Here is a 26,698-nt window from a genome sequence, read left to right on the forward strand (position 1 = left end):
GGAGAATTGGGCGATGATAGAGACAAAAGAGATTTTAGGGAAATGGCAGGAATTTACGTTAGAGAATAAGAATGGAATGAAGGTTAGCGTACTCGATTATGGTGGAATTATTACACAGATTCTAGTTCCGGATCAAGATGGTTTGCTGGAAAATGTTGTCCTCGGCTATCAGGATTATGAGGACTACACAGAAAATCCGAATTTTTTCGGTGCTCTTATCGGCAGGGTTGCTGGCAGAATTCAAGGTGCTGCGTTTGAACTGGATGGCAAAACCTATAAACTTGAGTCAAATGAAGGGAAAAATCAGCTGCATGGTGGTTCGGGTGGATTTCACCAAATCATTTGGGATGTGGAACCCTTTGAAACAGATGGCGCTGTTAGTTTGAAGCTCGGTCATCAAAGCGCTGATGGCGATGGTGGATACCCCGGAAATGTTACAATTGAAGTAACCTATACGTTGACCGATTCGAATCAGCTTATAATAGATTATGTGGCAAAGAGCGACAAGACAACGCCTATCACCTTAACAAATCATTCCTATTTTAATTTAAGTGGAAACTTAAAAAACGCGGTTCATCAACACGAAGTAAGAATGAATAGTAATTATTTCGTCGAGCTTGATTCGGAGTTAATCCCAACTGGTAGGTTGCTAGATACTGAGGGAACAGTGTTTGATTTTCGAGAGGGTCGCTTGCTGCAGGATGGCTTTATGGATGATTCCTTGCAAAATCGCCTTGCTGGCAATGGCTACGATCATTATTTTGTTTTTGACTCGGAACAGGAAAATTCCATCGTTGTTCGTGATAAAGACTCTGGAAGAAGAATGGATATTGTCACCACTCAACCAGGTGTCGTCATGTATACATCCAACAGTTTAGTTGAAGGAGAGAAACTTCGGAACGGAATGTCAAGGAAATATTTAGGGGTTTGTTTTGAAACTCAGGGATCTCCAGCATCCTTACATCATGAAGGCTTTCCAAATGTAGTATTGGATGCAGGCCAGTCGTATAAGAAGCAGACAAGTTTTACCTTTTCGGTAGAAGAATAGAATATGAAAAAGCTGAATCTATGTGCTAGATTCAGCTTTTCTTATTACACTTCGGCAAATAACTCCACTAAGAATAATGATACCGCCCCTAATAATGTTGCATCTTCCCCAAGACTTGTCATCACAACAACTGTCCCCTTCGCTTCCGGTGTTAGCGCTCGTTGCTCGATTGTTTGTTCAATCGCTGGCAGTATAAACCTCTCACTCTTCATTACTCCACCACCGAGAACAATTTTACTTGGATTAATCAGATGGATTAAGTTCGTTAGGCCAATCCCAATAATTTCTCCTGTTTCTTGGAGAATTTTGATTGCAGCGAGCTCGCCATTTTGTGCAAGCTCAAACACTTCTTTCCCAGTTAATTCTCCAGAGCTGCTATCATTCGAGAGTTGTTCACTCGCCCTTCTTGCAATCGCCGCTCCACTCGTAAAGGTTTGCAAGCAGCCACGATTGCCGCATTCACAGGTTTCGCCATGGATATCAATTGCCATATGACCAATTTCACCGGCAATATCTTGTGCTCCATGGTAAAGTTTTCCATCAATCACAAAGCCCGAACCTACACCTCTGCCAATATTTACAGCAACCATGCTATCTAATTCACCATGCCCTCCAAACCATGATTCACCAAGTGCCATTGCCCGTGCATCATTTTCTACTTTTATCGGCAGGTTGAATTCCTGTTCCAGTTCGTCCTTAATAGGAATATTTCTTAAGTTTAAATTCGGTGCGATGAGCGATGTTCCTGTTTCCACATCAACAACACCATGCATTGCCACACCAATCCCGAATACCTTTTCCTTATCAATAGCAGATGACTGAAAGAGCTTATTAATATTTTCCTTTAAGATTGCGATAAATTGATCATTGGTAACCGGTAGAGCCAGCTTACTCGAGGTACGATTGAATACTTCTCCTGCAAGATCTGTAAGCACACATTCCACGGTCTCTGGCCCAGCATCTACACCTATCACATAAAAAGCACTGCTATTGATGTGCAGCATTGTCGGTTTCCGCCCACCATTCGACTCACCAAGCTTGCTCTCCGTAACTAGATTTTCCTCAATCAGTTCTTTTACAATACTGCTGACAGTTGGCGGCGTAAGGTTTGTCTCCTTCGCAATTTGCGCACGGGAGATCGGCTCAGAATTACGAATTTTGTTTAAAATGTTTGTTTTATTCACCGATTTCATTAGTTGAAATGAGCCATGTCGCATGAAATGTTCCCCTTTTTAAATATTATAGCCTAATTGTATCATAGTTAGTTAAATTAATTAAGTTAATTATTTTTTGTTTAATAGTTGTCGTATATGGCTCAGAACTTTTCTTTGGAATCATTGCTCATTCTCCACTAATGCACCACATGTTAATCTATATCCTGTTTTCATTTTGAAATTCATATAACTCAATATTGGCAGGGAGTTTTATGCTTGTCAAAATATCTAGTTCTTTTAATCGATCTGTATTATAAGAAGAACCATTTAATATTGCATTATCTAAATAGCCGGGATGTGTCATTACTTCGACAATCGCACTGTCTCGTGCACGGGTTGGTATTTTTTCAAAATAATCATAAGTTGCAGTAGTTCCATAAAAATCGTGCAGAAACACATCTGAAAAAGCTGGTACTCCTTCAATTGCTTCTTTAGCCGCACGTCGCACTTTTAGTCCGTATTTATCAGATAATTTTTGAACGATAGGAAGCAGTTCTGGAATTGCATGCACATGATGATGGCTGTCAAAATGTGTTAATCGAATTCCATTAGCCAGGAATTTTTCAATCTGTGCTGTCCATTCTTTTTCGACATCATCAAGATTGAGGTTATTATCATTTAATAGTACCTTCAAGTTTTTAAAATTTCCAGATTTGTCAACCAGTGAAGAAACATCTTCTAATATTGGACGGCCACAAGTAAGCACAAGATGGATTCCTACATGAAGATCTGGGTTATTCCTAGCTAGTTCAAAGGCATGTTCTGCACCAGGCATATTGGTCATGAGTGTTGCAGAATTTAAAATACCATGTTGATAAGTATCAATTATTCCAAAATTAACTGCTCTTGAATAACCAAAATCGTCTGCGTTTACAATTAGCTTAATCAAAAAACTTACCTCCAATTATATAATGCAGCGTAACCGCTTCTTTATCTTTTTATTGATTTTATTACCTTATGAAAATGATTCCTTTGTAAAATCTTATCTATTAAAAAATTTTGGCAGATAATCTTTGTGCGCTTCTAGCATTTCATCCACAATTTGTTTTGCAGCTTTATCTGATGAAACTAGTGGATTAATTGTAAGAGCAAGAACGGCTTTATCATAGCTTCCTTCAACCGCAGCCTCACTAGCAATACGTTCAAATGATTTTATTTGCTGTACAAGTCCCCGGGCTGCTATTGGGATATCGCCTACAGCAATTGGTTTTGGACCATCCTTTGTAATAATACAGCTTACTTCTACTGCTGAGTCATTGGCAATGCTGGCAATCGCACCGTTATTCATCGTGTTTACAGGCTGAATATCACCTCTGTCATTATAAATCGAAGTAATTAAGCGAACAGCGGCATCGCTATAATAAGCACCACCGCGTTCCTGCAGTTGAGGTGGTTTAATGTTTAAGTTTTCATTCTTATAAAGCTCAAACAGTTCTTTTTCTAAACGCTGCACAACTTCAGCTCGAGTTCCTTCCTTTTCTGCCGATTCCATTGTTTTCTTAAGTGTTTCAGGTCTTTTGTAATAAAAGTTATGATAAGGGCACGGCAGCGCATTTAAAGAACGTATAAATGCTGGCTCCCACTCCTGTCCTTCAATATTTTTCACGAAATTCGTATTATTAGGATTCGTCATTAATTCTATGACCTTATCCTTAACACTTTCACCATCAACGTATATATCTAGTCCGTATACCATATGGTTAAGCCCAGCAAAATCGATACGTACTCTAGAATGTTCTACGTCAAGCAGCTTGGCAATGCCCATTTCCATGCCAATTGGTACGTTACAGAGACCAACAACTCTTCTAAAATCACTATGACGAAAAACTGCTTCTGTTACCATTCCAGCTGGGTTCGTAAAGTTAACAAGCCAAGCATTTGGACAAAGCTCCTGCATTTCACTGACGATTTCTAAAATAATCGGTATTGTACGAAGTCCTTTAAATAAACCACCAGGACCATTTGTTTCTTGACCTAGCACACCATATTTAAGTGGTATTCTTTCATCCTTTGCCCGCGCATCCAGTAAGCCTACCCGAAACTGAGTAGTAACAAAATCAGCGTCTTTTAAAGCTTTCCTTCGATCAAATGTTAAATGGACTTCTACTGGAAGATTTGCCTTTTTGAACATACGCTTCGCTAGATTACCGACAATTTCAAGTTTTTCTTTACCTTCTTCAATATCGACAAGCCATAATTCCTGGATTGGTAATTCATCATATCGTTTGATAAACCCTTCTACAAGTTCAGGAGTGTAACTTGAGCCTCCACCGATAGTTGCAATCTTTATTGGCTTTTTCACTGCCATTATACACTTCCCCCTAATTGTTTGTTAAATGATGCATATCTTGCCGAACTTCAATTATCTCGTTTGCTAGTTCTTTTAGCGTTATCGCTGTCATTAAATGATCTTGCGCATGGACTAAAATAATAGGAATATCAAACCTTTCACCTCGAGCTTCCCCTTGGATTAATTTTGTTTGGAATTTATGCGCTAGAATTAATTCCTCATCCGACTCGGTAATTTTCCTTTTTGCTTCGTCAAAGTTCTCCATTTTTGCTTCGTTGATTGCTTCCATTGCGGAACTCCTTGCATTCCCACTGTGTAATATTAATTGAAAGCTAATATTATATAATTCATCCTTCGTCAATAAAAACACGCCCTTAAGTCTAGTTATTAACAAATAGAATCCTAAAATAGAAGTCGCCTGTTTGTTATTCACTTGTTTTGTCGTCTTCTGTTCCCTTTTCTAATTGCAAGTTTTGCTTATCCCAAACTTTAAAGAAAGGATAATAGATAGCAAAGGCGATGACTAAGTTAATCGCCTGCATCATTCCCCCACGCCAGTCTCCACCCGTTGCCAACAATCCACCAATAATTGGGGGTGTTGTCCATGGAACAGCGATTCCTGTTGCTTTCGGTGCAAAACCTATCTGCATGAACACGAATGTTGATATAGCCATTACAACTGGAGCTAAAATAAAAGGAATCATTAATATTGGGTTCATCACTATCGGAGCCCCAAAGACAATTGGTTCATTGATATTAAATATTCCTGGTCCAATCGCCAGTTTACCTAATTGTTTTGATTGCTGACTTTTTGCAAAAATTAGCATCATAATAGCAAACATCAAGGTTGCACCAGACCCGCCCATATGAATAAAAATTTCAAAGAACTGCATGTTTACAATATTCGGAATCTCTGTTCCAGCTTGAAGAGCTAATCGATTCTCATCGGTTGCGGCTAACATGATTGGTCCCATAATACCGCCAATAATTGCTGCACCATGGAGACCACAAACCCAAAGCAGGTGGACAAGCAGCACATAAACAATTGCCCCAATTAGTGTTGTACCGAAAACACTGAGTGGCTCCTGTAACAGTTGTCCAACAATATTATGCAAACTCTCAAATGGTGTCATTTCAATAATCAGACGAAGCAGCCAAACAACAATAATTACTATTGCTGCAGGGAAAAGCGCGATAAACGATTTGCTTACACTTGGTGGCACTCCATCAGGCATTTTAATTACCAAGCCTTTTTTAATAATGTACCGGAAAATTTCAGTAGATAATAGCGCAATTAGTATTCCTACAAATAGTCCTTTACTTCCCAGTAAAGCAATTGGAAGAACACCAGTTACCTCAATCGCTGCTTCCGTACCCGCTGGGGTGAACATCGTAAAATAAGGCGTTGCTAAAACAAAAGCAGATAAGGAGATAGCACCAGCACTCAGCGGATCGACTTTATAATGTTCTGCAAGGCGGTATGCAATCCCAAATGTCGCAACAAGTGCCATAATATCGAATGTTGCCGTTACTGGATACGTTAATTTTGTTAACCAAAGTTCACCAAATATGCTTGCCATCCACTCGTTATAGCCTGGGATTGGGAGAAAACCTAGAATTAGGAAAAGCGATCCAATAATAATGAGCGGCATTGCTAAAATAATACCATCCCGTAAAGCTTGTAAATGTCTTTGCGCAGCTATTTTACCAGCAACAGGCATCACTTTTTCTTCAAGAAATACATTAACTTTACTCATAGATAATCACCCCCTGAAAATTATGAAACAATTAGGCTCCTAGCAAACTTTACAACCTCATCACCCTTAATCAGACCGTAATGGACAGAGTTAATTAGATCAACCGGAATCCCTTTCTCCTCACCAATTTTCTTCATTTTGGGAAGTAAATATCTCACTTGCGGTCCTAGAAGAAGAACATCAGCATCGTCGACATGATTATTGACTTCGTTTGCAGACACCGCCCAAATCTTGCAATCCAATCCTTGCTCCTTTGCATACGCCTCCATTTTCGTTACTAGTAAGCTCGTACTCATTCCTGCTGCACAGCACAATAAAATATTCATAAAATATCCTCCTCGCAATATTTAGGTAAGCGCTTCCAAATGCATTTTGGATAGATTTACCTATATTAAGTATATTGAGGAGGTTTTATATTATTCATTTATGTTTTTGAGGTGCCTGTCACTTCCCTTGTTTTATCGAAATTTGTCGATTTAAAATAGAAAAAGATAACCGATTATCAATCGGTTACCTTTCCTATGCAAAAACGCTAATCATTTAACTTCTATCATAAACAAGAGATTTAATATGAAAGTATTTCCGCTAAACGGTAATCCTCTAATTTCTCGCTCACTTTAGTATGCACATCACTAAAATCAACATTGATTATTTTATTCTCTCTAATTCCAACAGCCTTCCCTGAATGTCCGTCCTTTAATAGTTCTACTGCTGCAACACCCATTCTGCTTGCTATTCTCCTATCAAACGCGGATGGATGTCCTCCTCTTTGTAAAAGTCCTAAAATAGAGGTACGCACACTAATATCTAATTTATCTTCTATTCCTTTTTGTAACTCGTTTAAATCATATAGATTTTCAGTTACGATGATGAGATTATCTCTTCTGCCCTTGTTAATTCTTTCACTCAATTCAGAGCATAGAGTGTCTAAATCTAATTTTTTTTCCGGAGTAGAAATGATTTCTCCGCCACCTGCTAGAGCTGAATATAAAGCTAAATCACCACATTTTCTACCCATTACTTCGACAATCGTTGTTTTTTCGTGTGATAAACTTGTGTCTTTGATTTTACCAATACTTTCTAATATCGTATTTACCGTTGTATCAAATCCGATGGCATATTCGGTATATGCTAGATTATTTTCAACTATTGCAGGTATACCAATTACTTTTACACCTTGTTGATGCAATTTATCAGCCGCTTTAAAGGATCCCTCACCACCGATAATAACTAATGCACTTATCTCGAATTTCTTTAAGGCATCCAGTGCTTTGTTTTCCTCTATCTCAGCCATAAATTCTCGACTGTTTGATGTTTTTAATATGGTTCCACCTTTATCTGTAACGTTTTCCAACTCATTAGAAGTTATTGGATAAATATCTCCATTTATTAAGCCTTGGAATCCGTAATATATTGCCATTACCTCTAGCTCATAATAATTAGCCGCTTTTACAACAGCATTAATTGCAGCATTCATTCCAGGCGCGTCTCCGCCACTTGTCATAATTCCTAATTTACTCATAAATAAACACCTCAAAATAAATTTTATGTACCTTTTTTATATGTACTGCGAAAACCCTTTTGAAAACGCCTTTTTATTATACACTGTTTTTGTGAAAAATTCAGAGAACCTAATGTTATAACATTAGAATTGACAACAAAAGGCTCTAAAATACTTCATTCAGTTAGGGAATAAAATATGGAGACCCTCTCTTTAATCCATAGGTTTCAAATAAAAAAGCATCGCTATATCTTCATAAAGAGTATAGCGACACTTCTATCTAATTCAAAGTATTCTTTAGAAAATCCTCTAAATCCCCACTCTTTTCGCCATCCGCTTATCAAATGTATACACATACTTGAAGCCTGCTTCCTTCGCCATCAAAAGAGCATCATCCAAATGAGCCCCAACAGTCTCAGCACGATGCGAATCGGAGCCTATCGTAAGAATTTCACCCCCTAAATATTTATACAGCTTTAATATATTCATTGTTGGAAATGCTTCTCCCACTTTTACATTTGATATTCCTGATGTATTAATTTCAATTCCGATTCCCCGGTCAATAGCTTTACGTAAAATTCGTTCGACTATCTCTTGAAAATCCAGGAATGCATAATTGCCGATAGTGTCGATAGCATATCTCTTCATCAGATCGAAATGTGCAATCACATCAATATCTGCATAGGATACGAGCTCAAATACTTCTTCAAAATAGCCTTGATAAATCTCATTTGGTGTTTTCTCAGACATATATTTTCTTAGTTTTTCTTCCTTGATGTTATGTACAGAACCTAGAATAAAATCTAATTCAAGTCCATTTAAAGCTTGGGCATACTCGTCCCTTAATAAGTGCGGTTCACAGAGCTCAATACCAGCTTTTATAACTAATCTGCCTTCATACTTTTCTCGGCATGCAGTAATTTGTGTGAAGTATCGTTCAAAATCTATATGGCCATAAGTTGGAGCACTCGGATTAACTGAAAAATGTTCGGTGAAACATATTTCATTGATACCTTTATTTATTGCTTGCAGGCATACGTCATCCATATTTGCTTTTGAATCAAATGAATTGTCAGTGTGATGGTGGTATTCTGTTAGATAGTACATGATTGCAGCTCCTTCGATATCTATCAAAATATTAGCCTGTTTAATTATTAGAAAATTGGTTTGTCACCGAGCATTTCGATAACAGCCTTAGTTGCACTTATTCGTTAAGAAAGTTTTTATCCTTACTTAACTACAAAATAAGGTAACCTATAACTTCTAGGCTACCTTATTATAGCAAATGCATCCTATAATAATGATTTAAAGTTCTTCACTACATTTTCAATAGTAAATCCATACTCTTCAATAACGCGATTCCCTGGAGCAGAAGCACCGAACATATCGATACTCATCACTGCCCCATTATTTCCTGCATACTCTCTCCAACCTAGCTTGGATCCCATTTCAATTGTCAATCTTTTTTGCAGACTTCTTGGTAAAACACTTTCTTTATAAGCTTCTGATTGTTTTTCAAATAGATCCCAAGAAGGCATACTTACTACGTCGACAAAAATTCCTTCGCTAACTAATTGTTCTTGTGCTTGAATAGCAAGACTGACTTCTGATCCTGCAGCAATAAGGATACCGACTGCTTCCTCTTTAGCTTTTGAAATAACATAAGCACCCTTTTGTACACCTGTTGCAGCTAAAGTCTCTGAATCTTTTAGCGTTGGTAGACCTTGTCTTCCAAGTACGAGCATCGTTGGATTTTCCTTTTGTTTTACTGCTATTTTCCATGCTTCTTTCGTCTCATTTGCATCTGCAGGGCGGATAACAGAAAGCCCTGGCATTGCTCTGAACGATGCCAATTGCTCTATCGGCTGATGTGTTGGCCCGTCTTGTCCAACAGCAATAGTATCATGTGTAAATACATATGTTACTGGCAATTCCATCAGAGAAGCTAGTCGAATTGCTGGGCGTAGGTAATCTGAGAAAACAAAGAATGTACTTACAAATGGTCTCAAATTATGAAGGGCAAGACCATTAGCAATTGCACCCATCGCAAACTCCCTTACACCAAATCGGATATTTCTACCTGCATAATCTAGACTATTCATATCTTCGTATGCTTTTAATCTTGTTCTTGTTGAAGAGTCTAAGTCTGCAGATCCGCCAACCAATTCCGAAATATTTTTTGCAAGCGCATTTAATGTTTCACTCGCTGCCACACGTGTTGCTAGCGTATTGTTTTCATTGTAAGAAGGTAGATTTGCATCCCAATTTTGCGGAAGGTCACCGGCGATAATTCTCTTAAACTCTGTTGCAAGTTCAGGGTAATTTGCTTGATATCTATCCAATAATGACTTCCATTCACTCTCTTTAATCTTTCCATTTTCCTTAATACTGCTAAAATCTTCATAAACCTCTGCTGGCACATGAAAATCCTCTTCATAATTCCAGTTATAAAATTTCTTTGTACGCCCGATTTCTTCTTTTCCTAGTGGGTCACTATGTGCATCATTTGTTCCTTGTAATGAAGGTGATCCATAACCAATAATTGTTTTAACTTCGATTAGTGTTGGGCGATTTTCATCAGCTTTAGCAGCTTCAATCGCTTTCGTAATTGCTTCGATATTATTGCCATCTTCGACATGTAAATATTGCCAGTTATACGATTCAAAACGCTTTTTAATGTCTTCAGAAAATGAAAGATCAAGTCCTCCATCTAAACTAATGTTATTAGAATCGTATAAGACAATTAAACGCCCAAGTTTTAAATGGCCTGCTAGAGATGCAGCTTCATAGGACACACCTTCCATTAAGTCTCCATCCCCACAGATAGTATATGTGTAATGGTCCACTATAGGAAATTCACTTCTATTATATGTTTCCGCAAGATGCCTTTCAGCTAATGCTAAACCTACACTTACAGGGATACCTTGACCAAGTGGACCAGTTGTTGCTTCAACGCCCGGTGTTATGCCATATTCAGGGTGTCCTGGCGTTTTACTTCCCCATTGTCTTGTGTTTTTCAAATCATCTATTGTCACATCAAAACCAGATAGATGCAGTAAGTTGTACAATAAATTAGAACCGTGACCAGCTGCTAAAACAAAGCGATCTCGATTAAACCATTTTGGATTCTCTGGATTAATATTCATTACATTTTTCCATAAGCTATATGCCATAGGAGCAGCCCCCATTGGCATTCCTGGATGACCATGCTGTGCTTTTTCGACACTATCTATCGTTAATGTTCTGATTGTATTTATTGATAACTCGGATATAGATGAAGTTGATGTAGTCATATGTGAAGCCTCCAATAATCTTTATAGTTTGTTAGGATAGGGGGATAATTTTCTCGAAAAATCATCCCGATACTCTATTAAATGATTAATTATTTTGCTTCCTGGCTAACTTTTTTATTTTTTAAAGGGATTGCCATTAATAATAGAATTACGATTAAACTAATCACAATAGCTATTGTTCCACCATAATTAGCTAATGCACCGAAGAAAATACCAGCAACTCCAAAGTCGGCATCTGAGAATGTTGAGTTTGCAAATCCTAAATCTCCTAATACTGGCATTAGGAATACTGGCAAGAACGAGATGATTAAACCGTTTACAAAAGATCCTGCAATAGATCCTTTAATGCCACCTGTTGCATTACCAAATACTCCTGCAGCGGCTCCAGTGAAGAAGTGAGGAACAACACCTGGTAAAATGATGACACCACCAGTAAATGCAAGGATAACCATACTTACAATTCCACCTACAAAACTAGAGAAAAAGCCAATTAACACAGCATTTGGTGCATATGGGTATATAATTGGTACATCAAGCGCTGGTTTGGCATTCGGTACTAATTTTGTAGAGATCCCTTTAAATGCAGGGACGATTTCTGCTAATACTAAGCGAACCCCTTGAAGAATAATAAATACACCTGCTGCGAAACTACCAGCTTGTATTATTGAAAATACTAAATAGTTTGTACCGCTGCTTAATTCACTTTCAATGTATGTTGGTCCTGCAAATAAAGCAACAACTACATACATAACTACCATTGTTAAAGCTATACTTACTGTACTATCACGTAAAAATCCAAGCCCTTTTGGAAAATTAATATTCTCTGTTGAATTGGATTTTGATCCTTTAAATAATTTTCCTACCAATCCACTAATTGCATATCCTACTGCACTGAAATGCCCTAAAGCAACATTATCATTCCCAGTTAATTGACGCATAAATGGCTGCAAAATAGCTGGTGATAATGTCATGATAATCCCTAAAGCAACTGCACCCGCAATAATTTGTGGAACAGTATTAAATCCTGCAACTGCCATAATTACAGCTAGCATACAAGCCATATACAGTGTATGGTGACCTGTCAAGAAAATGTATTTAAATCTAGTAAATCTTGCAATTAAAATATTGACGACCATTCCGAAGAACATAATTAATGCTGTAGTTGTACCAAATTCAGTCAGTGCTAAACCAACGATTGCCTCGTTATTTGGTACTACACCTGAAACGTTAAAAGCCTCTTGGAACATTTCACCAAATGGGGTTAATGCTGTTCCTAATATCCCTGCCCCAGCAGAGATAACTAGAAATCCAACAAATGTTTTAGTCGTTCCTTTCACCGTATCAGCTGTCGATTTCTTTTGTGCAAGTAGACCAATTAAGGAAATTAATGCAACTAATATCGCTGGTTGGCTTAATATATCTATCAATGCGCTCATTATTTTTCCCCCTCAATAGAAAAATTAGATTAGATTTTTCTCTTCTAATACTTGTTTTACTTTTGTACGTAATTCATCCATATCGATAATACTATCTAAAACAACTACTTCGCCTAAATGTGCGCCACCTTCTGCAATATCCTTCGCTAAGAAAAATACATCTGCATCTTGTGGTGTCGCTGAACTTAAATCAGAGTGTGATACTTCTACACCAGTAATTCCTAATTCACCTAATATTTGATTGATGTTCATTTCCACCATAAAACTAGTACCTAACCCTGATCCACAAACTGCTAAAATTTTCATATTAATTCTCTCCCTTTTTAATAATCTCTATTATTTGCTCTGACGTCTCTGCTTCTTTTATTTCCCGTAACAGAGTATCGTCTGCTAGAATCTTTGTTAACGATGCAAGTGCCTTCAAATGAGATTCATTATCGACTGCTGCAATACATATAAAAACATCGATTGCATGTTCTTCTTTATCTAAAAGCAATACAGGTTTTTTCGTTCTTAAGAAGGACATACCAATCTCTTTTACACCCTCCTCAGGTCGTGCATGCGGAATAGCAATCCCCTTGCCGACGTGAATATAAGTTCCTATTTCTTCTACGTTTTTAATCATTGCATCAACATAACGTTCCTCTACACTTTCGGCATTGACCAATGGTTCTGCGGCCATTGAAATTGCATGATGCCAATCTAAACTTTCGGAAGTAAAATGAATCATGTCTTCTGTTAATAATTCTGAAAGCATTGGTGAATACCTACCTTTATTAGATTTTTTAAAGTATAACTTATCGACGAGCTCTGAAAATAACTTTTCTTCGTCTTTTATCTCTGCATGTTTTTTAATAATTCCCATTAGTTTATCTACAGATATAAGGCTGTAGTCCAACCTAGGAAAATCTGTTGCAACTGCCTGTAAAAGGTAATTCTTTTCTACTTGTGAAAGTAATGGCTTCAATAGATATGCCGGCTTAGTAGAATCAACCTCCACAGTTGAAAAGATTAAATCATAACTCGATTTTGCTACATTAGCTATTTCCTCTGCAGAGTGTATGCTTGTAAAATTGATCATAGGAAACATCTCATTAAGCTGTGCCTTTAGCATTAGTGAGGTACTTATGCCATTTGCGCAAACAATTAAGCCATTTAAATGTTCATTTCTTGGCTTTTTATCCTTTTCAAGATAACTTCCAAAATGCAGTGTAAAATATCCTACCTCGTCCTCACTAATCTTCTTCCCAGTCCACATTGACAATGGCGCTAGCGCAGTTTTTACAAATTGAAATAAATAAGCATAATCTTGCTTAATTCTAGTTGCCATAGGATTCACTAATGGTATACCAAAAGATATTCTAAAAAATGCGGGAACTAAGTGATTGTATAGACTTTTTAGTAAGTAATGTTTATCCTCAATCGGTAATAATGTGACTCGTTCAAATTCTTCAATGATTCGTTCTGCAAGCTCTACTAAGGATGGATTCTCTTCAATAGAAACCTCCTGTAACGCAATTAGTAATTGGATTGTTACATAGTAGCTTTCAGCCTCACCACCTTTAGTAAATAATTGGTTTGCTAAGCTTTTACCAAATTCAAATAGTTTTTGTCTTTCAATAAATCTTTTCTCAAATTCTTTAAATACTAATGAATCATTTTTCTTTCTTATCCTCACAAAAGTAAGATTCCAAATCATTTCTGCTTTCCTGCTTTTTACAAGATCGATATCCTTTTCTACTAAAAATTCATCCAATATTTGCTGAGTCAAAACGAGATAATTTTCACATCCCCATGTTCTCAGTACGAGTAGAAGGATTTCTTTCCCAAGGTCCTCTGACAATAATGTATTAATACAATACAAAGCTAATTTTCGTTTATCCAATTCATTACCCGAGAGGTGGTAACCTTCCGCTCTTGTGTAAATAATTTGGATATTCCATTCCTCACACAGCTCTCTTACTCTTTTTACATCTGCTAGTGCAGTATTCTTACTGACACCAACAAGCAATTGGTAATGATAATTGGAGACAGTTTCTTGTCGAATAAAAGTGTATAAGTATATAAGATAAACCCTGTCTAATTCGGAAAATACAAATTGATTTGGATTTAGTTTTAAAGCAATTCCAGATTTGTATACCTCTAGCAAAGCTTCATCAATAATAAATATATTGTTATCCTGTTTTACAGTCGGCAGGTTAAGACTAGCCAGAGCATCATTCATTTTTTCAAAATCATAATTGAACTGTCGCTCTGTTAAATTTGATTTCCTCATTACTTCAGCTTTTGTCACTTGATCGTGATTCATAATCTCTTTAAATAACGAATAAGATCTTAGATCAAACAATGGTAGGCCCCCATTCCTTAATTTTATTTTAAAGCGCTTACATATAATATTCAATCCCATTTGGACCCAATCTATGTACCTCAATTTCAATTAAAATTGTGCTTAAGACTCTCAGTGATAAAGTTACCATACTTTTCCATTCACTATAAATATCCTGCATCATCGTCGTAATTCTAAAAAATTTCCATACTATTCCAACTAATAATATACAAAAAACAATTAGTTTAACAAATAAACTAATTAATACTTGTTATTGAAAACGTTACATAATAGAATAGGGTTAGGTACAATTTTAATTTTTAAACAAAGGAGATTACACAATGTCAAATAATATCGAACAGTTATCCATTAATACGATTCGTACATTGTCGATTGATGCAATCGAAAAAGCGAATTCTGGTCATCCTGGTCTTCCAATGGGTGCTGCACCAATGGCATACACATTATGGACTGATTTCATGAATCACAATCCTAAGAATTCAAAATGGTTTGATCGCGACCGTTTCATACTTTCAGCTGGTCACGGTTCAGCGCTTCTATATAGCTTACTTCATTTATCTGGTTATCAAGTTTCTATTGACGACTTAAAATCATTCCGTCAATGGGGATCAAAAACTCCAGGACATCCTGAAGTACATCATACAGATGGTGTGGAAGCAACAACTGGTCCACTTGGACAAGGGATTGCAATGTCTGTTGGTTTTGCAATGGCAGAAGCACATTTAGCAGCAAAATATAATAAAGACGATATTTCTGTTGTTGATCATTATACTTACGCACTTGTTAGTGATGGTGATCTAATGGAAGGTATCTCTCATGAGGCAGCATCATTAGCAGGTCATTTAGGATTAGGAAAATTAATCGCATTGTATGACTCTAATGATATTTCATTAGACGGTGATTTGAATAAATCATTCTCTGAAAATACGGAACAACGCTTTAAAGCATACGGATGGCAAGTAATTCGTGTAGAAGATGGTAACGATGTAGATGCAATCCGTGCTGCAATTAAAGAAGCACAAGCAAATACAGAGCAACCAACATTGATCGAAGTTAGAACAATCATTGGTTACGGTTCACCGAATAAGTCAGGTTCTTCTACTTCACATGGTTCACCACTTGGTACCGATGAAGTGAAGCTTACAAAAGAATTCTACAAATGGACACATGAAGATTTCTCTGTTCCAGAAGAAGTTTATGCTGATTTCAATGAAAAAATCGGCAAAGACGGCGAAGAAAAAGAAGCAGCATGGAATGATTTACTTACTACTTACAAAGAAAAATACCCTGAATTAGCAGCTGAATTTGAAACTGCTATCAGCGGAAAACTTCCTGAAGGCTGGGAAAAAGAACTTCCTGCATTTGAAGTAGGCGACAATATGGCTACTCGTGCATCTTCAGGTAAGGTTCTAAATGCTGTAGCAAAAGCTGTTCCAAGCTTCTTCGGTGGAAGTGCTGACTTAGCTGGTTCAAACAAAACAACAATTAACGGTGAAGGTGACTTCTCACGTAACTCTTATAATGAAAGAAATATTTGGTTCGGTGTTCGTGAACATGCAATGGGAGCAGCACTGAATGGTATGGCATTACATGGTGGATTGAACGTATTCGGTGGAACATTCTTCGTGTTCAGTGACTACCTGCGTCCTTCTATCCGTTTAGCATCAATCATGAACGCACCTGTTACGTATGTGTTCACACATGATTCAATTGCAGTTGGGGAAGATGGTCCAACACACGAACCTGTTGAGCATTTAGCAGCATTACGTGTAATCCCTAACCTATCTCTAATCCGTCCTGCAGATGCTAATGAAACTGCAGCAGCATGGCGCTTAGCGGTTGAATCAACTAATCAACCAACAGCACTTGCATTAACAAGACAAGATCTACCTACTTTAGAAGGTACAAAAGAAAATGCATACGAAGGCGTTAAGAAAGGTGCTTATGTTGTAAGCAACTCTGAAAAAGAAACTCCAGATGCATTAATCTTAGCGACTGGATCTGAAGTACAATTAGCAGTATATGCACAAAAAGCATTAAAAGAAAAAGATATCGACGTTCGCGTTGTCAGCATGCCATCATGGGATCGCTTTGAGAAACAAGACGAAGCTTACAAAGAATCTGTTATCCCTTCTAACGTTAAAGCACGTGTTGGTGTTGAAATGGCATCATCATTCGGCTGGAACCGCTATGTAGGTGACGCAGGAAAAGTAATCGCAATCGATACATTCGGCGCATCTGCACCAGGTGAAAAAGTAATGGAAGAATACGGATTTACTGTAGAAAATGTTGTTAAACATGTGGAATCTGTAGTTAAATAAGGATTGTTGAGAGAGTGCTCAGGCTGTGGCCTGGGCGCTTTTTTTGGTTTTGATGCGTCGCTGGATTTAAGACACAAGCCGCTCGACTCCACTATGGGACAGGGGTTACTCCGTCCCATCCCACTATTCTATCTTTCAAATCAATTAGTAGAGATAAGGTAAAATTACGTAGGAATACAGTTCAACGTAATACAAAGATTTAATTTACAGTGTCGTATTAAACCAAACGCAAATGGAAATCCAGGACGTTTATTATCAAACCGAACCTATCTATTGGGATAAATCCAGGAATTTTCTAATATAAAGTCAGAAGAATGATATGATTCTTTATCACTGAGGAAGTAATGAATCGTGTGCATGCATATGAGGTATTATAACAAAGAACGTATTCATGATAAATCAGGCTACCAATCCCCTATTGAATTTAGAGGAATAGCAGCCTAAGAAGGTGTTTTTTTGTCTCAGATTTTTATGTAAGTCTAGAACAATACAGCTAGAGATTAAGGGTCTAAAGAAAAAAGCTACGAGAACCTCCCTTAGGCTCAACCTTTAACCGCCCCACCAGTCATCCCCGCAATAATATAGCGCTGCATGAAGAGGGCGATAATAAGAACAGGTAATGTGATAATTACGGATGCAGCCATTAAACCTCCCCAGTTAATTTCAGAATAGGAAAGGAAATTAAAGATAGCAATTGGCAAAGTTTTGGTGTTTTCACCTGCTAGAATCAGTGAGAACATGAAATTGTTCCATGAAAAAATAAAGGCTAGTATGGAAGCCGTGATAATCCCAGGACCTGAAATCGGCAATATAATCCTAATTAGTGCACCGGTTGTCGTACAACCATCTATTCTTGCTGATTCCTCTAATTCTCCTGGCAAGCTTTCGAAAAAAGGGATCATAACCCAAATAATAAATGGCATAGTCACAAGCACATGACTGAGAGTCAGAGCTGTATATGTATCTATAAGTTCCAGTTTTGAAAAGATGATGAACCAAGGAATCAAAAATGAAATACCTGGGACTATACGAGCAACGAGAATTAACAAACCGAGACCATTTTGTTTGTATTTTGCGATGGAATAAGCAGCAGGCAATCCTAACAAAAGACCTAAAAATGTGGATGCCACAGCAACAAGAAAAGAGTTCCCAATGAAACCCATAAATTCGTATTGGGTAAATACATTGACAAAGTTAGAAAAACTTGGCGTTATGGCTAAGAGATTAGATGTATCTAAAATCTGTTGCTGGGTCTTAAACGATGCCAAGACCATCCAAAGGAAAGGTGCGATAAAGATAAATAGAATCAGATACACTGCTAAACTCATAAAAATCAATTTCATCCTTTTTTTTATCATATAGAAACACCCACCTTTTTACGCAAGAAAATCACTAGAATGCTAAGGGCAAGTACAATGGCAAAGAACACCATTAATAGGGCCGAGGCCTTCCCAAGTTGGAAATATTGGAAACCTAATACATATCCATAAATGTTTAGTGTCTGTGAAGATGTTCCTGGTCCCCCTTGAGTCGTTGCATAGATAATATCGAATGTTTTTAATGCATCAATCAAACGAAGCAAGACAGCTGAGTATATAGTTGGCTGCAAAAGCGGCAAGGTGATCTTCCAAAAGATTTGAAAACGATTAGCCCCATCCACAATAGCTGCTTCATAGGGATCCTTTGGCAGTGAAACAAGCCCTGCAAGGACAATGAGAGCGATCATAGGAGTCCATTCCCATACATCAATGATAATCAAAGATGGGAGAACAAGATCAGGCGATGCCAGCCATTCCTGAGCTGGTAAACCCATGACTTGTAAAAAAATATTGGCAACACCTACATTGGGTTCGTAAATTAAAACCCAAACTAGACCGATGGCTACTGGTGTTGCAACCATTGGAAGAAGGAAAAGGGTTTTCACAATTCCTTTACCAATAAAATGTGCGTTTAACAAAAGAGCAAGAAGTACCCCAAGTACAGTCTGCACTGCAACAGCAATAAAGGTAAAATAAAAAGTGGTCCAAAGCGACTGCCGAAACAATTCATCTGCAAATAGCTCTTTATAATTTTCGAAAGCTACCCACAAAGGTGGCGCCACATTTGACATGCTCCATTCATTGAAACTAAGCCAGAAGGTATAACCAATTGGAAAAACCATCATCAAGGCCACAAATAGTACTGCCGGGAGAGGGTAAATCCATTTTACATGTTTGTCGAACCAGTAAGACATGCTGTCTTCTCCTTTCCTTCAAAAACCAAATATATGGACAATTTAACCAAGGAAAATGACTTCTGAAGAGAGTCAATTTCCTTGATTCTCTTATTCCTTATCCAGAATATCTTGGAAGGCTTTGTTGGCTTCCTCTGCTTCAGCTTTTACGTCCTTACCTTCAATCGCTGCATTTATGACATCACCGATTGCATCCCTTGCCGCACCCACATTGACAATAGCAGGGCGGTCATACGGTATACCATATTTGTTGTTTGTCACAATAGCCTCCGCGAGATCTTTAGGGAATTTCTCCGTTCCCTCTGGTGATTCCCATACAGAAGTAAGAGCACCTGTAATTCCAGTTTTTTGGAGTTTCAAAACAATATCCTTACTTGTTGCCCACTTCACGAATTCCCATGCTGCATCTTTCTTTTCAGAATTGGCTCCGATTGCAACAGCCCATGCTGGAGGAGCAGCCACATGGTTTCCTCCGGGACCAGCAGGGAACGGTGCAAAACCAACTTTATCTGCCACGTTTGATTTCGAAGGATCGGTTGCGTTCGTATAGAGCGCAGATGCATCCGTATAGAACACTGCTTTTCCTTGTGTAAAGACAGCCATTGCTTCAGGCCAGCTCATGTTTAATGTTCCAGGAGGGCCATAGTCCTTTAGCATACCACCATAATATTCGAAAGCATCAATAGCCTCAGGCGTATTCAGGGTAGCTTTTCCATCTTTCATGAAATCTGCACCATGGCTATATAGGAAACTTGAAAACTGAGTAACGGCTGGGGAACGCTTCCCACGAGCTACAAACCCATACAAACCGTTATCGGGATCGCTCAATTGCTCTGCCTGTTCTTTCAACTCATCCAACGTGGTCGGAGGTGTAAGTCCTGCTTCATCTAGAATATCTTTACGATAGTATAAAACGGTCGATTCAGTCACGACCGGAAACCCATAAAGATTGTCCCCTTTTTTCACACTGCCTAAAGCAGAAGGAATAAAATCATCAGTAGAGCTTTTTTCTTTTGAAACGTAATCATTTAATGTAGCGAAGTAGCCATTTTTCTCAAATTGCTTTCCATCTTGAAGCGGGCGGAACATAACAACATCTATACTTTTTGCATTCGCAGCAAATTCGACCGAGGTCTTTTGAGAAAGCTGGTCTTCAAAGTAGCTGTCAACTTTCACCTTTATACCCGTTTCTTTTTCAAATTCAGGAAGAAGTGGCTTGATCGCTTCGGTCCATGGATGATTAGCTGCTACCAATCGAATCGTTTGACTTTGCTCTTCAGTAGAGGTGTTGCCAGTTTCAGCTGTACTCTCCTTTGTTCCTCCACTACACCCCCAAAGTACAGCACTTAAACCTACTACAACTGCAAATGTTAAGCTGACTTTCCTCAAGTGATTCCATTTCTTTCTCATATTAATCCTCCCTTATTTATGTGTATATTTATAAACTTTTTACAGACGCCCCCACGACACCTCCTGCGTTAATCTCTACTTTTAGTTCATTTCTAAGAAGACGAGGTTCATTAATTTCCAACAGCTCGATATCATTTAATCAACCGTCACCATTAAAACGCTTTCATTCATTCTGACTGAAGCACTATTCTTGTGTATTTGCAAGAATTATTAGCTTTGCATAAGAATTTTTCCCTATCTAATCGACTAGATAGGGAGATTATACCATCCAACCTGTTTATTGTCTATAAAATTAAAATATTCTATATTCAAGATATAGTCACATTATTTATATAGATTCATACTATTTTAATATTAGGAAATAGCAATAGGCAGGATACCCTCAGTGAACACTCTTATTCTTGTTTAAACCTCTCGGACAGCTCTCGTGGTTTAAATGAGATTAGTTTCACTACTTAAGAAGTTCCTATGGCAAAGAATTCTGGCAGTGGTAGTTTCCAACACCAATAACCTATTTTTCTACTAAATTCAGAGAGGCGGAATAAAAAAGGCCAACAGAATCGTTCTTCTGGTCTTCCAAAGAAAAACTAGGCAATGAGAAAAGCCATAATGATTCTCTTTCGGTAAAATAGAAGTGTCTAATCAGGTATCACGAAATGTACAGGAAATATAGTACAGATGGAATCAATCAAAATAAACACATAGAAGGGATAGGATAAAGGCTGGTAAATCTAAGATAAGGCGGAGTTAGACCACACAGTTGTAAGTTAAATAAAAAGTTACAATTCAAATAAAATTGCTATACCTAATGGTAAGAAACGCTTACTCATTGGGTATAGCAACTTTTAACTTTTGATACTTAATCACTCACATTTCATTGAATGTCCTTATTTTACAGATATTTTATATTCAACATCACTACCCGAATTTTACCGAATATAAGCGTATTTATTTTGTCGATATTTCCCCGGAAATGATAGAAATCATCCTAATTTCGCCATATCAAATACTACTTACAACAACCCAACCATCTTCAACCCATGCAATATCCCATCATCACCAACATGCTTCGTTACATACTTCGCTACCTTTTTTGCCTCTTCATGTCCATTGCCCATTGCAATACTATTTGGAATAAGCTTCAGCATTTCGATATCATTCAACCCATCACCAAACGCATAAACATCTTGCAGATCGATGCCTAAATGACGTACAAGCTGTTCAATTCCGTTTGCCTTGGAACCTCCCATTGGAATTACATCTAATGAATATGTATGCCATCTTACGAAATCAAGTTCTGGAAACTTATTCTGATACATATAATCATTTTCTTCTGTGCAGAAAAGCAGTGTTTGGTAAATTTCCCGCCCTTTAAAAAAGGAAGGATTATATGTTAGTTCACTATTAACCTTAAGTGAATCTATTGCTTCATTAATTTGTTCATGGCTCTCAATATTAGAATTCCATTCCGCTTCGTTCATATATACTAACGGATGTTCCTTTTCCATAGAGAATCTTGTCAATTCTGCTAATTTATCCGGATCAATCGCATTCTTATAAATGACTTCGTTATTATGTACAACGTATTGCCCATTAAAGCTTACATATGCATCAATGTTTAGCTCGGCTTGTAATTCCTTAAAATTAAACGGCGAGCGACCAGTTGCAATCGCGATCTCATGGCCTTGATCATGTAATTGCCCAATTGCCTTCTTTGTCGATGCAGGTAGCTTTTTCTCATCATCAAAAAGCGTTCCATCAATGTCGAAAAATATCAGTTTTTTTGTCATGTCATATCCCTCGCTTTTTGATACTACTATAGCACAGATATTGTGTGTTCCTAAGATTATGAAATTTTGAACGGGATTTATACTTCAATGAAAGTATACTGAAACTTGTGGTTTAACCAAGCCATGTAGAGACCGGCTTCGTTGCACTTATGTAGTACGAAAGCTTGGTACTTTTTAATTACTAAAAATACTAGACTCAATTACAGGTATAAATCCTGCAAACTGAATCTAGTATTTCATCATCAATATTTGAAGTTTTTCGTAGTTGAATTGATTTTAATGTCCAAGCAATTAGGATATGAAATCAAGCTGTTCGAGCGCAAAGTCCACTCAACTCTTTCTCCTACTCCAACCCCTCAACTTCCCGCAAAATCACCCCAGTAAGCGGATGATCTGCAGCTAACCCCGAAACCTTTTCAAGCGTTTTAACAATACCATTATCAGCGATTATTTGCTGTAATTCAACGGCTTCTTTGTCTTCATCGAATTTGTAGTTCAGAGCTGCAGCAATTGTTTTTGCAAGGTATGTTGGCTCTTTCCCGCCAGTTACTTCCATATATACACTTGCAGGACGGATTAAGCGATCATTTGCTCCTAGCTTACGAATTGGACCACGAGCAACCCTTGTTACATCGTCAGAGATATATGGATTCATAAACCTGCCAATAATTTTATCGATGTATTCTTGATGTTCAGCTCGATCAAAGTCATATGTTTGGATGACTGCTTCACCGGATTCTGCTAATGCTCCTTTGATGATTTCTTGAACTTTTTCATCATGCATTGCTTCATTAATTGTTTTGTAACCCATTTGGCGACCAATATAAGCCGGGACTGCGTGACCTGTGTTAACTGTAAATAGTTTTCTTTCGATGTAAGGTTTTAAATCCTCTACATAGGTTACACTGTTAATTGCTGGGACTTCCCCTTTAAATGCTGGCTCCTCTACTACCCATTCAAAGTAGGGTTCTACAGAAACTTCTAAAGGATCCTCGTTTACTTGATTTGGTACAATCCGGTCAACAGCGGCATTTGGGAATCCGTAAAGTTCATCAAATGCGTTGTGCTCTGCTTCTGTGATATGGCTGTATACTTTCTCTTTTAATAAATCACTGCCGCCAACCATGTTTTCACAAGCAATTAAATTCAGTGGCTTCTTGTTTGTTTTCGCTCGTTCACTTAAGCCTTTTGCGATTAACTCAGAAATAATTGCTAAGATATTCGGTCCAACAGCAGTTGTGATGAGGTCTGCTTCGCGAATAGCTTCAATCACTTTGTCTGGATCGGCGATACTATTGATTGCAGATACATTTTTCACTGTCACTGTTTCACTTTCTTCAGCGGCAAGCACGACATTGTATTGCTGCTTCTTATTTATTTCTTCAACTGTCGCTGCATTTACGTCTACAAATGTTGTGTGGTAGTTTGCTTGATTCAATAATAGTCCAATAAAACCTCTACCAATATTTCCTGCTCCAAAATGTACTGCTAACATTTAGTTCACCTCTTCAAAAATACGAATGATTTCTTCTTTTGAAGTTGCATCCACTATTTTTTGGATATTTTCTTCTTCTGATAAAACGATCGCAATATTTGAAAGAACCTCTAGATGATCATCGCCTTTTCCAGCGATTCCAATTAAAATTTTAACAATATTTTCATCACCAAAATCAACGCCATCTGGTACTGTTACAACGGATAAGCCAGTTTCTATTACTTGGTCCTTCGCGTCCTCCGTACCATGAGGAATAGCAACGTTATTTCCCATAAACGTAGATGTTAATTCTTCTCTTTCTAACATTTTATCTACATAAGACGCGTTTACGTAGCCATTATCAACGAGGATTCCACCTGTATATCGAATTGCCTCTTCCTTATTATTCAAACTTACATTTAACTGGATATTATTTTCACTTAGTATTTCTTTTGCCATTACTTGATGCACTCCCTATAATAAATTTTTTTCGATTAAAAACTGCTGAAACTGTTCAGCTAAATATTGTTTTACCTTTGCCTCATCACCTGTTGCAAATAACGCGATGCTCATCGGATCTTGGATTAACAAACTGCTTAAGAAACTAAAGACCTCCAGCACTTCTTGATTCACCATTTCCGGGGCGAGCATTAATAATATCGTGTCCACTCTCATTTGTTCATTGTCCATCCCCTGAATCGTTAGCGGATTGGCTAATGCATAAATGGTGAAGCTTGATTTGATGATGTCATTTGAACGGGTATGATAAAGTGCTGCAGATGTATTAGGAATACCTAGTCCACTTAACTGTTCCCTTTCTTGCAGTCTTTTAACAACCTTTTCTTTATTTTGTATCATTTTTTCTGTTTCTAATGTCTTGCAGGCACCCTTTAGGATCGAATCGATTGTCTGATTTTCTGATGTCTGCTGAATATGGAATGAATCCAGAAGATCCAAAATCGCTTTTGAGTAATTCTGGATTGCTTCTATATTAAGTATAATGTCACTGTTTTCTGCTCTCTCGTGAACAGTATTTGGTGCAACACTGTTTTTTCCCGACTGAAAGCTGAGCTTCCGTTGTCTCACCTTTTTCTTGATGCGGTGTACTTCTCCATTGGTTAACATTGGCGATGTTTGAAAGTATTCCCGGTCGAATCCCTTTAATGGAATCGTGGAGACGATAATGTCATATCGCTCAAGGTCCAAATGACGCAAATCAAAGAGTGATTTATTATCCACCTTTTTGATTTCCGGAACTCGTTGCATTAACTTAGTCGCAAGCATCTTTGCCGTACCAATTCCACTAGAGCAAATCACTAAAGCCCGTAAATCTAACTCTTTCTCATCATTTAATATCGTGGAAGCGAAGTGGAGCACAAGATAGCCAATTTCATCGTCGGGAAAGTCCATATCTGGAAATGTCTCACGAACACCATCCTGGATCAAATAAAATAAATCATGATAATCAACCATGATTTCCTTGATCATCGGATTCTTAATTTGCATGCGTTGCTGCAAGCGATAGATGGTTGGTTTTAAATGAGCTACTAAGTCATGCAGTAACGAAGCATTCTTCGTTAGATCGACATTTACATTTTTGCTAACATATTGAATCAATGCCTTTGCTTGAAACGCAATATCGATACTAGATTCTTCTATTAAATATTCTTGATCCACTCGTACTTTTGCACCCATTAAATGCATTGTTATATAGCCAATCTCATCATCTGGAATATCAAGCTTCAGCTTCTTTTCCAGCTTATTAATCATGCTTTTTGCAATCGCATATTCTTTCGTTCTTTCAATTCGTTGCAAAAAAGCTTGATCAAACTTAATCATTTCCCCTTTTTGCAGCCGTTCCATCGCGAGTGCAAGATGAACAACAAGTCCAATATGGGCGCTGTCCGCTAATTCATACGGTAATACACCTCTTGCACTTTCCACGACACTTTCAATTATGCTCAGCTTTTCTGGATTAACAAAATGCAATAAACGATTGGAAATAGCATTCAAATGATGTGTTGACTTCTTTTGAATGCTATCTTTTATCAAGGTGACAAACTCAAAAGGATCAACATGCTTTGTAATTAAGTAACTCAACGCAGCACGTTTCTCCTCTTCATTTCCCTCTATTTCCACACCATATCCTCTTTTTCTAACTAAGACAAGATGGAATGTTGCAACTTCCTCTTCAAGCTGATCCAAATCATGACTAATTGTTGCTTCTGTTACTTTTAATTCATCTGCAAGGGTGAACAGTTTAACAGGCTCATTCATTTCTAGAAGTGTTGCCAGGATAACGGATTGCCTCTCCTCTGGTGAAAAGTCATAGATCGATACATCGGAAAGCGCGAATTGGAGCTGAAGTTTATCTGTCTCGTCACCAATGATTTTGATTCCGACACCGGACTTTTTCGTTAATTCTAAGTGATAACCGAAAAGTATTTTCTCGACACTCTTTAAGTCACGATGGATCGTTCGTTCACTTACATCAACCGCTTCAGCAATCGTTCTTACCGTTAGATCCCCATCATTCTTCAATAAAAGATCGATTATTTTCCGTTCACGACTAGTAATATTCAAT

At 37.7% G+C, this 26,698-nt stretch carries 21 protein-coding genes; 2 read left to right on the top strand and 19 right to left on the bottom strand.

The window, feature by feature from the left end; genetic code table 11:
* Nucleotides 1-13: 13 nt before the first annotated feature.
* Complete coding sequence (locus CUC15_RS16975; RefSeq protein WP_114917802.1) at nucleotides 14-1,048, top strand: aldose epimerase family protein; 1,035 nt, start codon at nucleotides 14-16, stop codon at nucleotides 1,046-1,048.
* A gap of 44 nt (nucleotides 1,049-1,092) precedes the next feature.
* Here the strand turns inward: CUC15_RS16975 and CUC15_RS16980 are convergent, their stop codons facing one another.
* The 12 genes from CUC15_RS16980 to CUC15_RS17035 all read right to left on the bottom strand — a co-directional run bounded on the left by CUC15_RS16980 (nucleotide 1,093) and on the right by CUC15_RS17035 (nucleotide 14,886).
* Nucleotides 1,093-2,265 (bottom strand): ROK family transcriptional regulator, encoded by a 1,173-nt coding sequence (locus CUC15_RS16980; RefSeq protein ID WP_114917803.1) that lies wholly within the window; start codon nucleotides 2,263-2,265, stop codon nucleotides 1,093-1,095.
* 154 nt (nucleotides 2,266-2,419) lie between these two features.
* Nucleotides 2,420-3,151: a chitin disaccharide deacetylase gene (chbG, locus tag CUC15_RS16985; RefSeq protein WP_114917804.1), complete on the bottom strand. Its 732-nt coding sequence runs from the start codon at nucleotides 3,149-3,151 to the stop codon at nucleotides 2,420-2,422.
* A gap of 93 nt (nucleotides 3,152-3,244) precedes the next feature.
* The gene (locus CUC15_RS16990; RefSeq protein WP_114918495.1) at nucleotides 3,245-4,564 is read right to left on the bottom strand and encodes a 6-phospho-beta-glucosidase; all 1,320 of its coding nucleotides are present in this window, start codon (nucleotides 4,562-4,564) and stop codon (nucleotides 3,245-3,247) included.
* Between the two features lie 19 nt (nucleotides 4,565-4,583).
* Nucleotides 4,584-4,913, bottom strand: a complete 330-nt coding sequence (locus CUC15_RS16995; protein ID WP_114917805.1) for a PTS sugar transporter subunit IIA — start codon at nucleotides 4,911-4,913, stop codon at nucleotides 4,584-4,586.
* Nucleotides 4,914-4,977: 64 nt separating this feature from the next.
* Nucleotides 4,978-6,309, bottom strand: a complete 1,332-nt coding sequence (celB, locus tag CUC15_RS17000; RefSeq protein WP_114917806.1) for a PTS cellobiose transporter subunit IIC — start codon at nucleotides 6,307-6,309, stop codon at nucleotides 4,978-4,980.
* 20 nt (nucleotides 6,310-6,329) lie between these two features.
* A complete protein-coding gene (locus CUC15_RS17005; RefSeq protein ID WP_114917807.1) occupies nucleotides 6,330-6,635 on the bottom strand; it encodes a PTS sugar transporter subunit IIB in 306 nt (101 codons plus the stop codon).
* 239 nt (nucleotides 6,636-6,874) lie between these two features.
* Nucleotides 6,875-7,831, bottom strand: a complete 957-nt coding sequence (gene pfkA / locus CUC15_RS17010; protein WP_114917808.1) for a 6-phosphofructokinase — start codon at nucleotides 7,829-7,831, stop codon at nucleotides 6,875-6,877.
* A gap of 288 nt (nucleotides 7,832-8,119) precedes the next feature.
* Nucleotides 8,120-8,917 carry a histidinol-phosphatase HisJ family protein gene (locus CUC15_RS17015; protein WP_114917809.1) on the bottom strand — a complete coding sequence of 266 codons (798 nt, stop codon included), beginning with the start codon at nucleotides 8,915-8,917 and terminating at the stop codon, nucleotides 8,120-8,122.
* A 185-nt stretch (nucleotides 8,918-9,102) separates the two neighbouring features.
* Nucleotides 9,103-11,103: a transketolase gene (gene tkt / locus CUC15_RS17020; protein ID WP_114917810.1), complete on the bottom strand. Its 2,001-nt coding sequence runs from the start codon at nucleotides 11,101-11,103 to the stop codon at nucleotides 9,103-9,105.
* An 89-nt stretch (nucleotides 11,104-11,192) separates the two neighbouring features.
* Entirely contained in the window at nucleotides 11,193-12,539 is a 1,347-nt protein-coding gene (locus CUC15_RS17025) for a PTS ascorbate transporter subunit IIC (protein WP_114917811.1), read from the bottom strand.
* 24 nt (nucleotides 12,540-12,563) lie between these two features.
* On the bottom strand, nucleotides 12,564-12,845 hold the full coding sequence (locus tag CUC15_RS17030; protein ID WP_114917812.1) for a PTS sugar transporter subunit IIB: 282 nt from the start codon (nucleotides 12,843-12,845) through the stop codon (nucleotides 12,564-12,566).
* A 1-nt stretch (nucleotide 12,846) separates the two neighbouring features.
* A complete protein-coding gene (locus tag CUC15_RS17035; RefSeq protein ID WP_114917813.1) occupies nucleotides 12,847-14,886 on the bottom strand; it encodes a BglG family transcription antiterminator in 2,040 nt (679 codons plus the stop codon).
* 320 nt (nucleotides 14,887-15,206) lie between these two features.
* Between CUC15_RS17035 and tkt (CUC15_RS17040) the strand changes: the two genes are divergently transcribed.
* Nucleotides 15,207-17,207: a transketolase gene (tkt, locus tag CUC15_RS17040; protein ID WP_114917814.1), complete on the top strand. Its 2,001-nt coding sequence runs from the start codon at nucleotides 15,207-15,209 to the stop codon at nucleotides 17,205-17,207.
* 542 nt (nucleotides 17,208-17,749) lie between these two features.
* On the opposite strand, the gene CUC15_RS17045 is transcribed toward tkt (CUC15_RS17040), so the two are convergent.
* The 7 genes from CUC15_RS17045 to CUC15_RS17075 form a co-directional block, all read right to left on the bottom strand.
* A complete protein-coding gene (locus CUC15_RS17045; RefSeq protein ID WP_114917815.1) occupies nucleotides 17,750-18,565 on the bottom strand; it encodes a carbohydrate ABC transporter permease in 816 nt (271 codons plus the stop codon).
* On the bottom strand, nucleotides 18,562-19,440 hold the full coding sequence (locus CUC15_RS17050) for a carbohydrate ABC transporter permease (protein ID WP_114917816.1): 879 nt from the start codon (nucleotides 19,438-19,440) through the stop codon (nucleotides 18,562-18,564). The genes CUC15_RS17045 and CUC15_RS17050 overlap by 4 nt, the downstream gene beginning before the upstream one ends.
* A 90-nt stretch (nucleotides 19,441-19,530) precedes the next feature.
* On the bottom strand, nucleotides 19,531-20,850 hold the full coding sequence (locus tag CUC15_RS17055; RefSeq protein WP_114917817.1) for an ABC transporter substrate-binding protein: 1,320 nt from the start codon (nucleotides 20,848-20,850) through the stop codon (nucleotides 19,531-19,533).
* A gap of 1,013 nt (nucleotides 20,851-21,863) precedes the next feature.
* On the bottom strand, nucleotides 21,864-22,640 hold the full coding sequence (locus CUC15_RS17060; protein WP_114917818.1) for a Cof-type HAD-IIB family hydrolase: 777 nt from the start codon (nucleotides 22,638-22,640) through the stop codon (nucleotides 21,864-21,866).
* A 343-nt stretch (nucleotides 22,641-22,983) separates the two neighbouring features.
* Nucleotides 22,984-24,135 (bottom strand): mannitol-1-phosphate 5-dehydrogenase, encoded by a 1,152-nt coding sequence (locus tag CUC15_RS17065; protein ID WP_114917819.1) that lies wholly within the window; start codon nucleotides 24,133-24,135, stop codon nucleotides 22,984-22,986.
* Entirely contained in the window at nucleotides 24,136-24,573 is a 438-nt protein-coding gene (locus CUC15_RS17070; RefSeq protein WP_114917820.1) for a PTS mannitol transporter subunit IIA, read from the bottom strand.
* Nucleotides 24,574-24,588: 15 nt separating this feature from the next.
* Nucleotides 24,589-26,697 carry a BglG family transcription antiterminator gene (locus CUC15_RS17075; protein ID WP_114917821.1) on the bottom strand — a complete coding sequence of 703 codons (2,109 nt, stop codon included), beginning with the start codon at nucleotides 26,695-26,697 and terminating at the stop codon, nucleotides 24,589-24,591.
* Nucleotide 26,698 lies beyond the last annotated feature (1 nt).

Source organism: Oceanobacillus zhaokaii, from assembly GCF_003352005.1.
In the GTDB taxonomy this organism is placed as follows: domain Bacteria; phylum Bacillota; class Bacilli; order Bacillales; family Amphibacillaceae; genus Oceanobacillus; species Oceanobacillus zhaokaii.

Coding starts and splice junctions, on each gene's coding strand:
- CUC15_RS16975 (WP_114917802.1), top strand. CDS start 14: ATGATAGAGACAAAAGAGATTTTAGGGAAATGGCAGGAATTTACGTTA.
- CUC15_RS16980 (WP_114917803.1), bottom strand. CDS start 2,265: ATGCGACATGGCTCATTTCAACTAATGAAATCGGTGAATAAAACAAAC.
- celB (WP_114917806.1), bottom strand. CDS start 6,309: ATGAGTAAAGTTAATGTATTTCTTGAAGAAAAAGTGATGCCTGTTGCT.
- CUC15_RS17005 (WP_114917807.1), bottom strand. CDS start 6,635: ATGAATATTTTATTGTGCTGTGCAGCAGGAATGAGTACGAGCTTACTA.
- pfkA (WP_114917808.1), bottom strand. CDS start 7,831: ATGAGTAAATTAGGAATTATGACAAGTGGCGGAGACGCGCCTGGAATG.
- CUC15_RS17015 (WP_114917809.1), bottom strand. CDS start 8,917: ATGTACTATCTAACAGAATACCACCATCACACTGACAATTCATTTGAT.
- tkt (WP_114917810.1), bottom strand. CDS start 11,103: ATGACTACATCAACTTCATCTATATCCGAGTTATCAATAAATACAATC.
- CUC15_RS17025 (WP_114917811.1), bottom strand. CDS start 12,539: ATGAGCGCATTGATAGATATATTAAGCCAACCAGCGATATTAGTTGCA.
- CUC15_RS17030 (WP_114917812.1), bottom strand. CDS start 12,845: ATGAAAATTTTAGCAGTTTGTGGATCAGGGTTAGGTACTAGTTTTATG.
- tkt (WP_114917814.1), top strand. CDS start 15,207: ATGTCAAATAATATCGAACAGTTATCCATTAATACGATTCGTACATTG.
- CUC15_RS17045 (WP_114917815.1), bottom strand. CDS start 18,565: ATGATAAAAAAAAGGATGAAATTGATTTTTATGAGTTTAGCAGTGTAT.
- CUC15_RS17050 (WP_114917816.1), bottom strand. CDS start 19,440: ATGTCTTACTGGTTCGACAAACATGTAAAATGGATTTACCCTCTCCCG.
- CUC15_RS17055 (WP_114917817.1), bottom strand. CDS start 20,850: ATGAGAAAGAAATGGAATCACTTGAGGAAAGTCAGCTTAACATTTGCA.
- CUC15_RS17060 (WP_114917818.1), bottom strand. CDS start 22,640: ATGACAAAAAAACTGATATTTTTCGACATTGATGGAACGCTTTTTGAT.
- CUC15_RS17065 (WP_114917819.1), bottom strand. CDS start 24,135: ATGTTAGCAGTACATTTTGGAGCAGGAAATATTGGTAGAGGTTTTATT.
- CUC15_RS17070 (WP_114917820.1), bottom strand. CDS start 24,573: ATGGCAAAAGAAATACTAAGTGAAAATAATATCCAGTTAAATGTAAGT.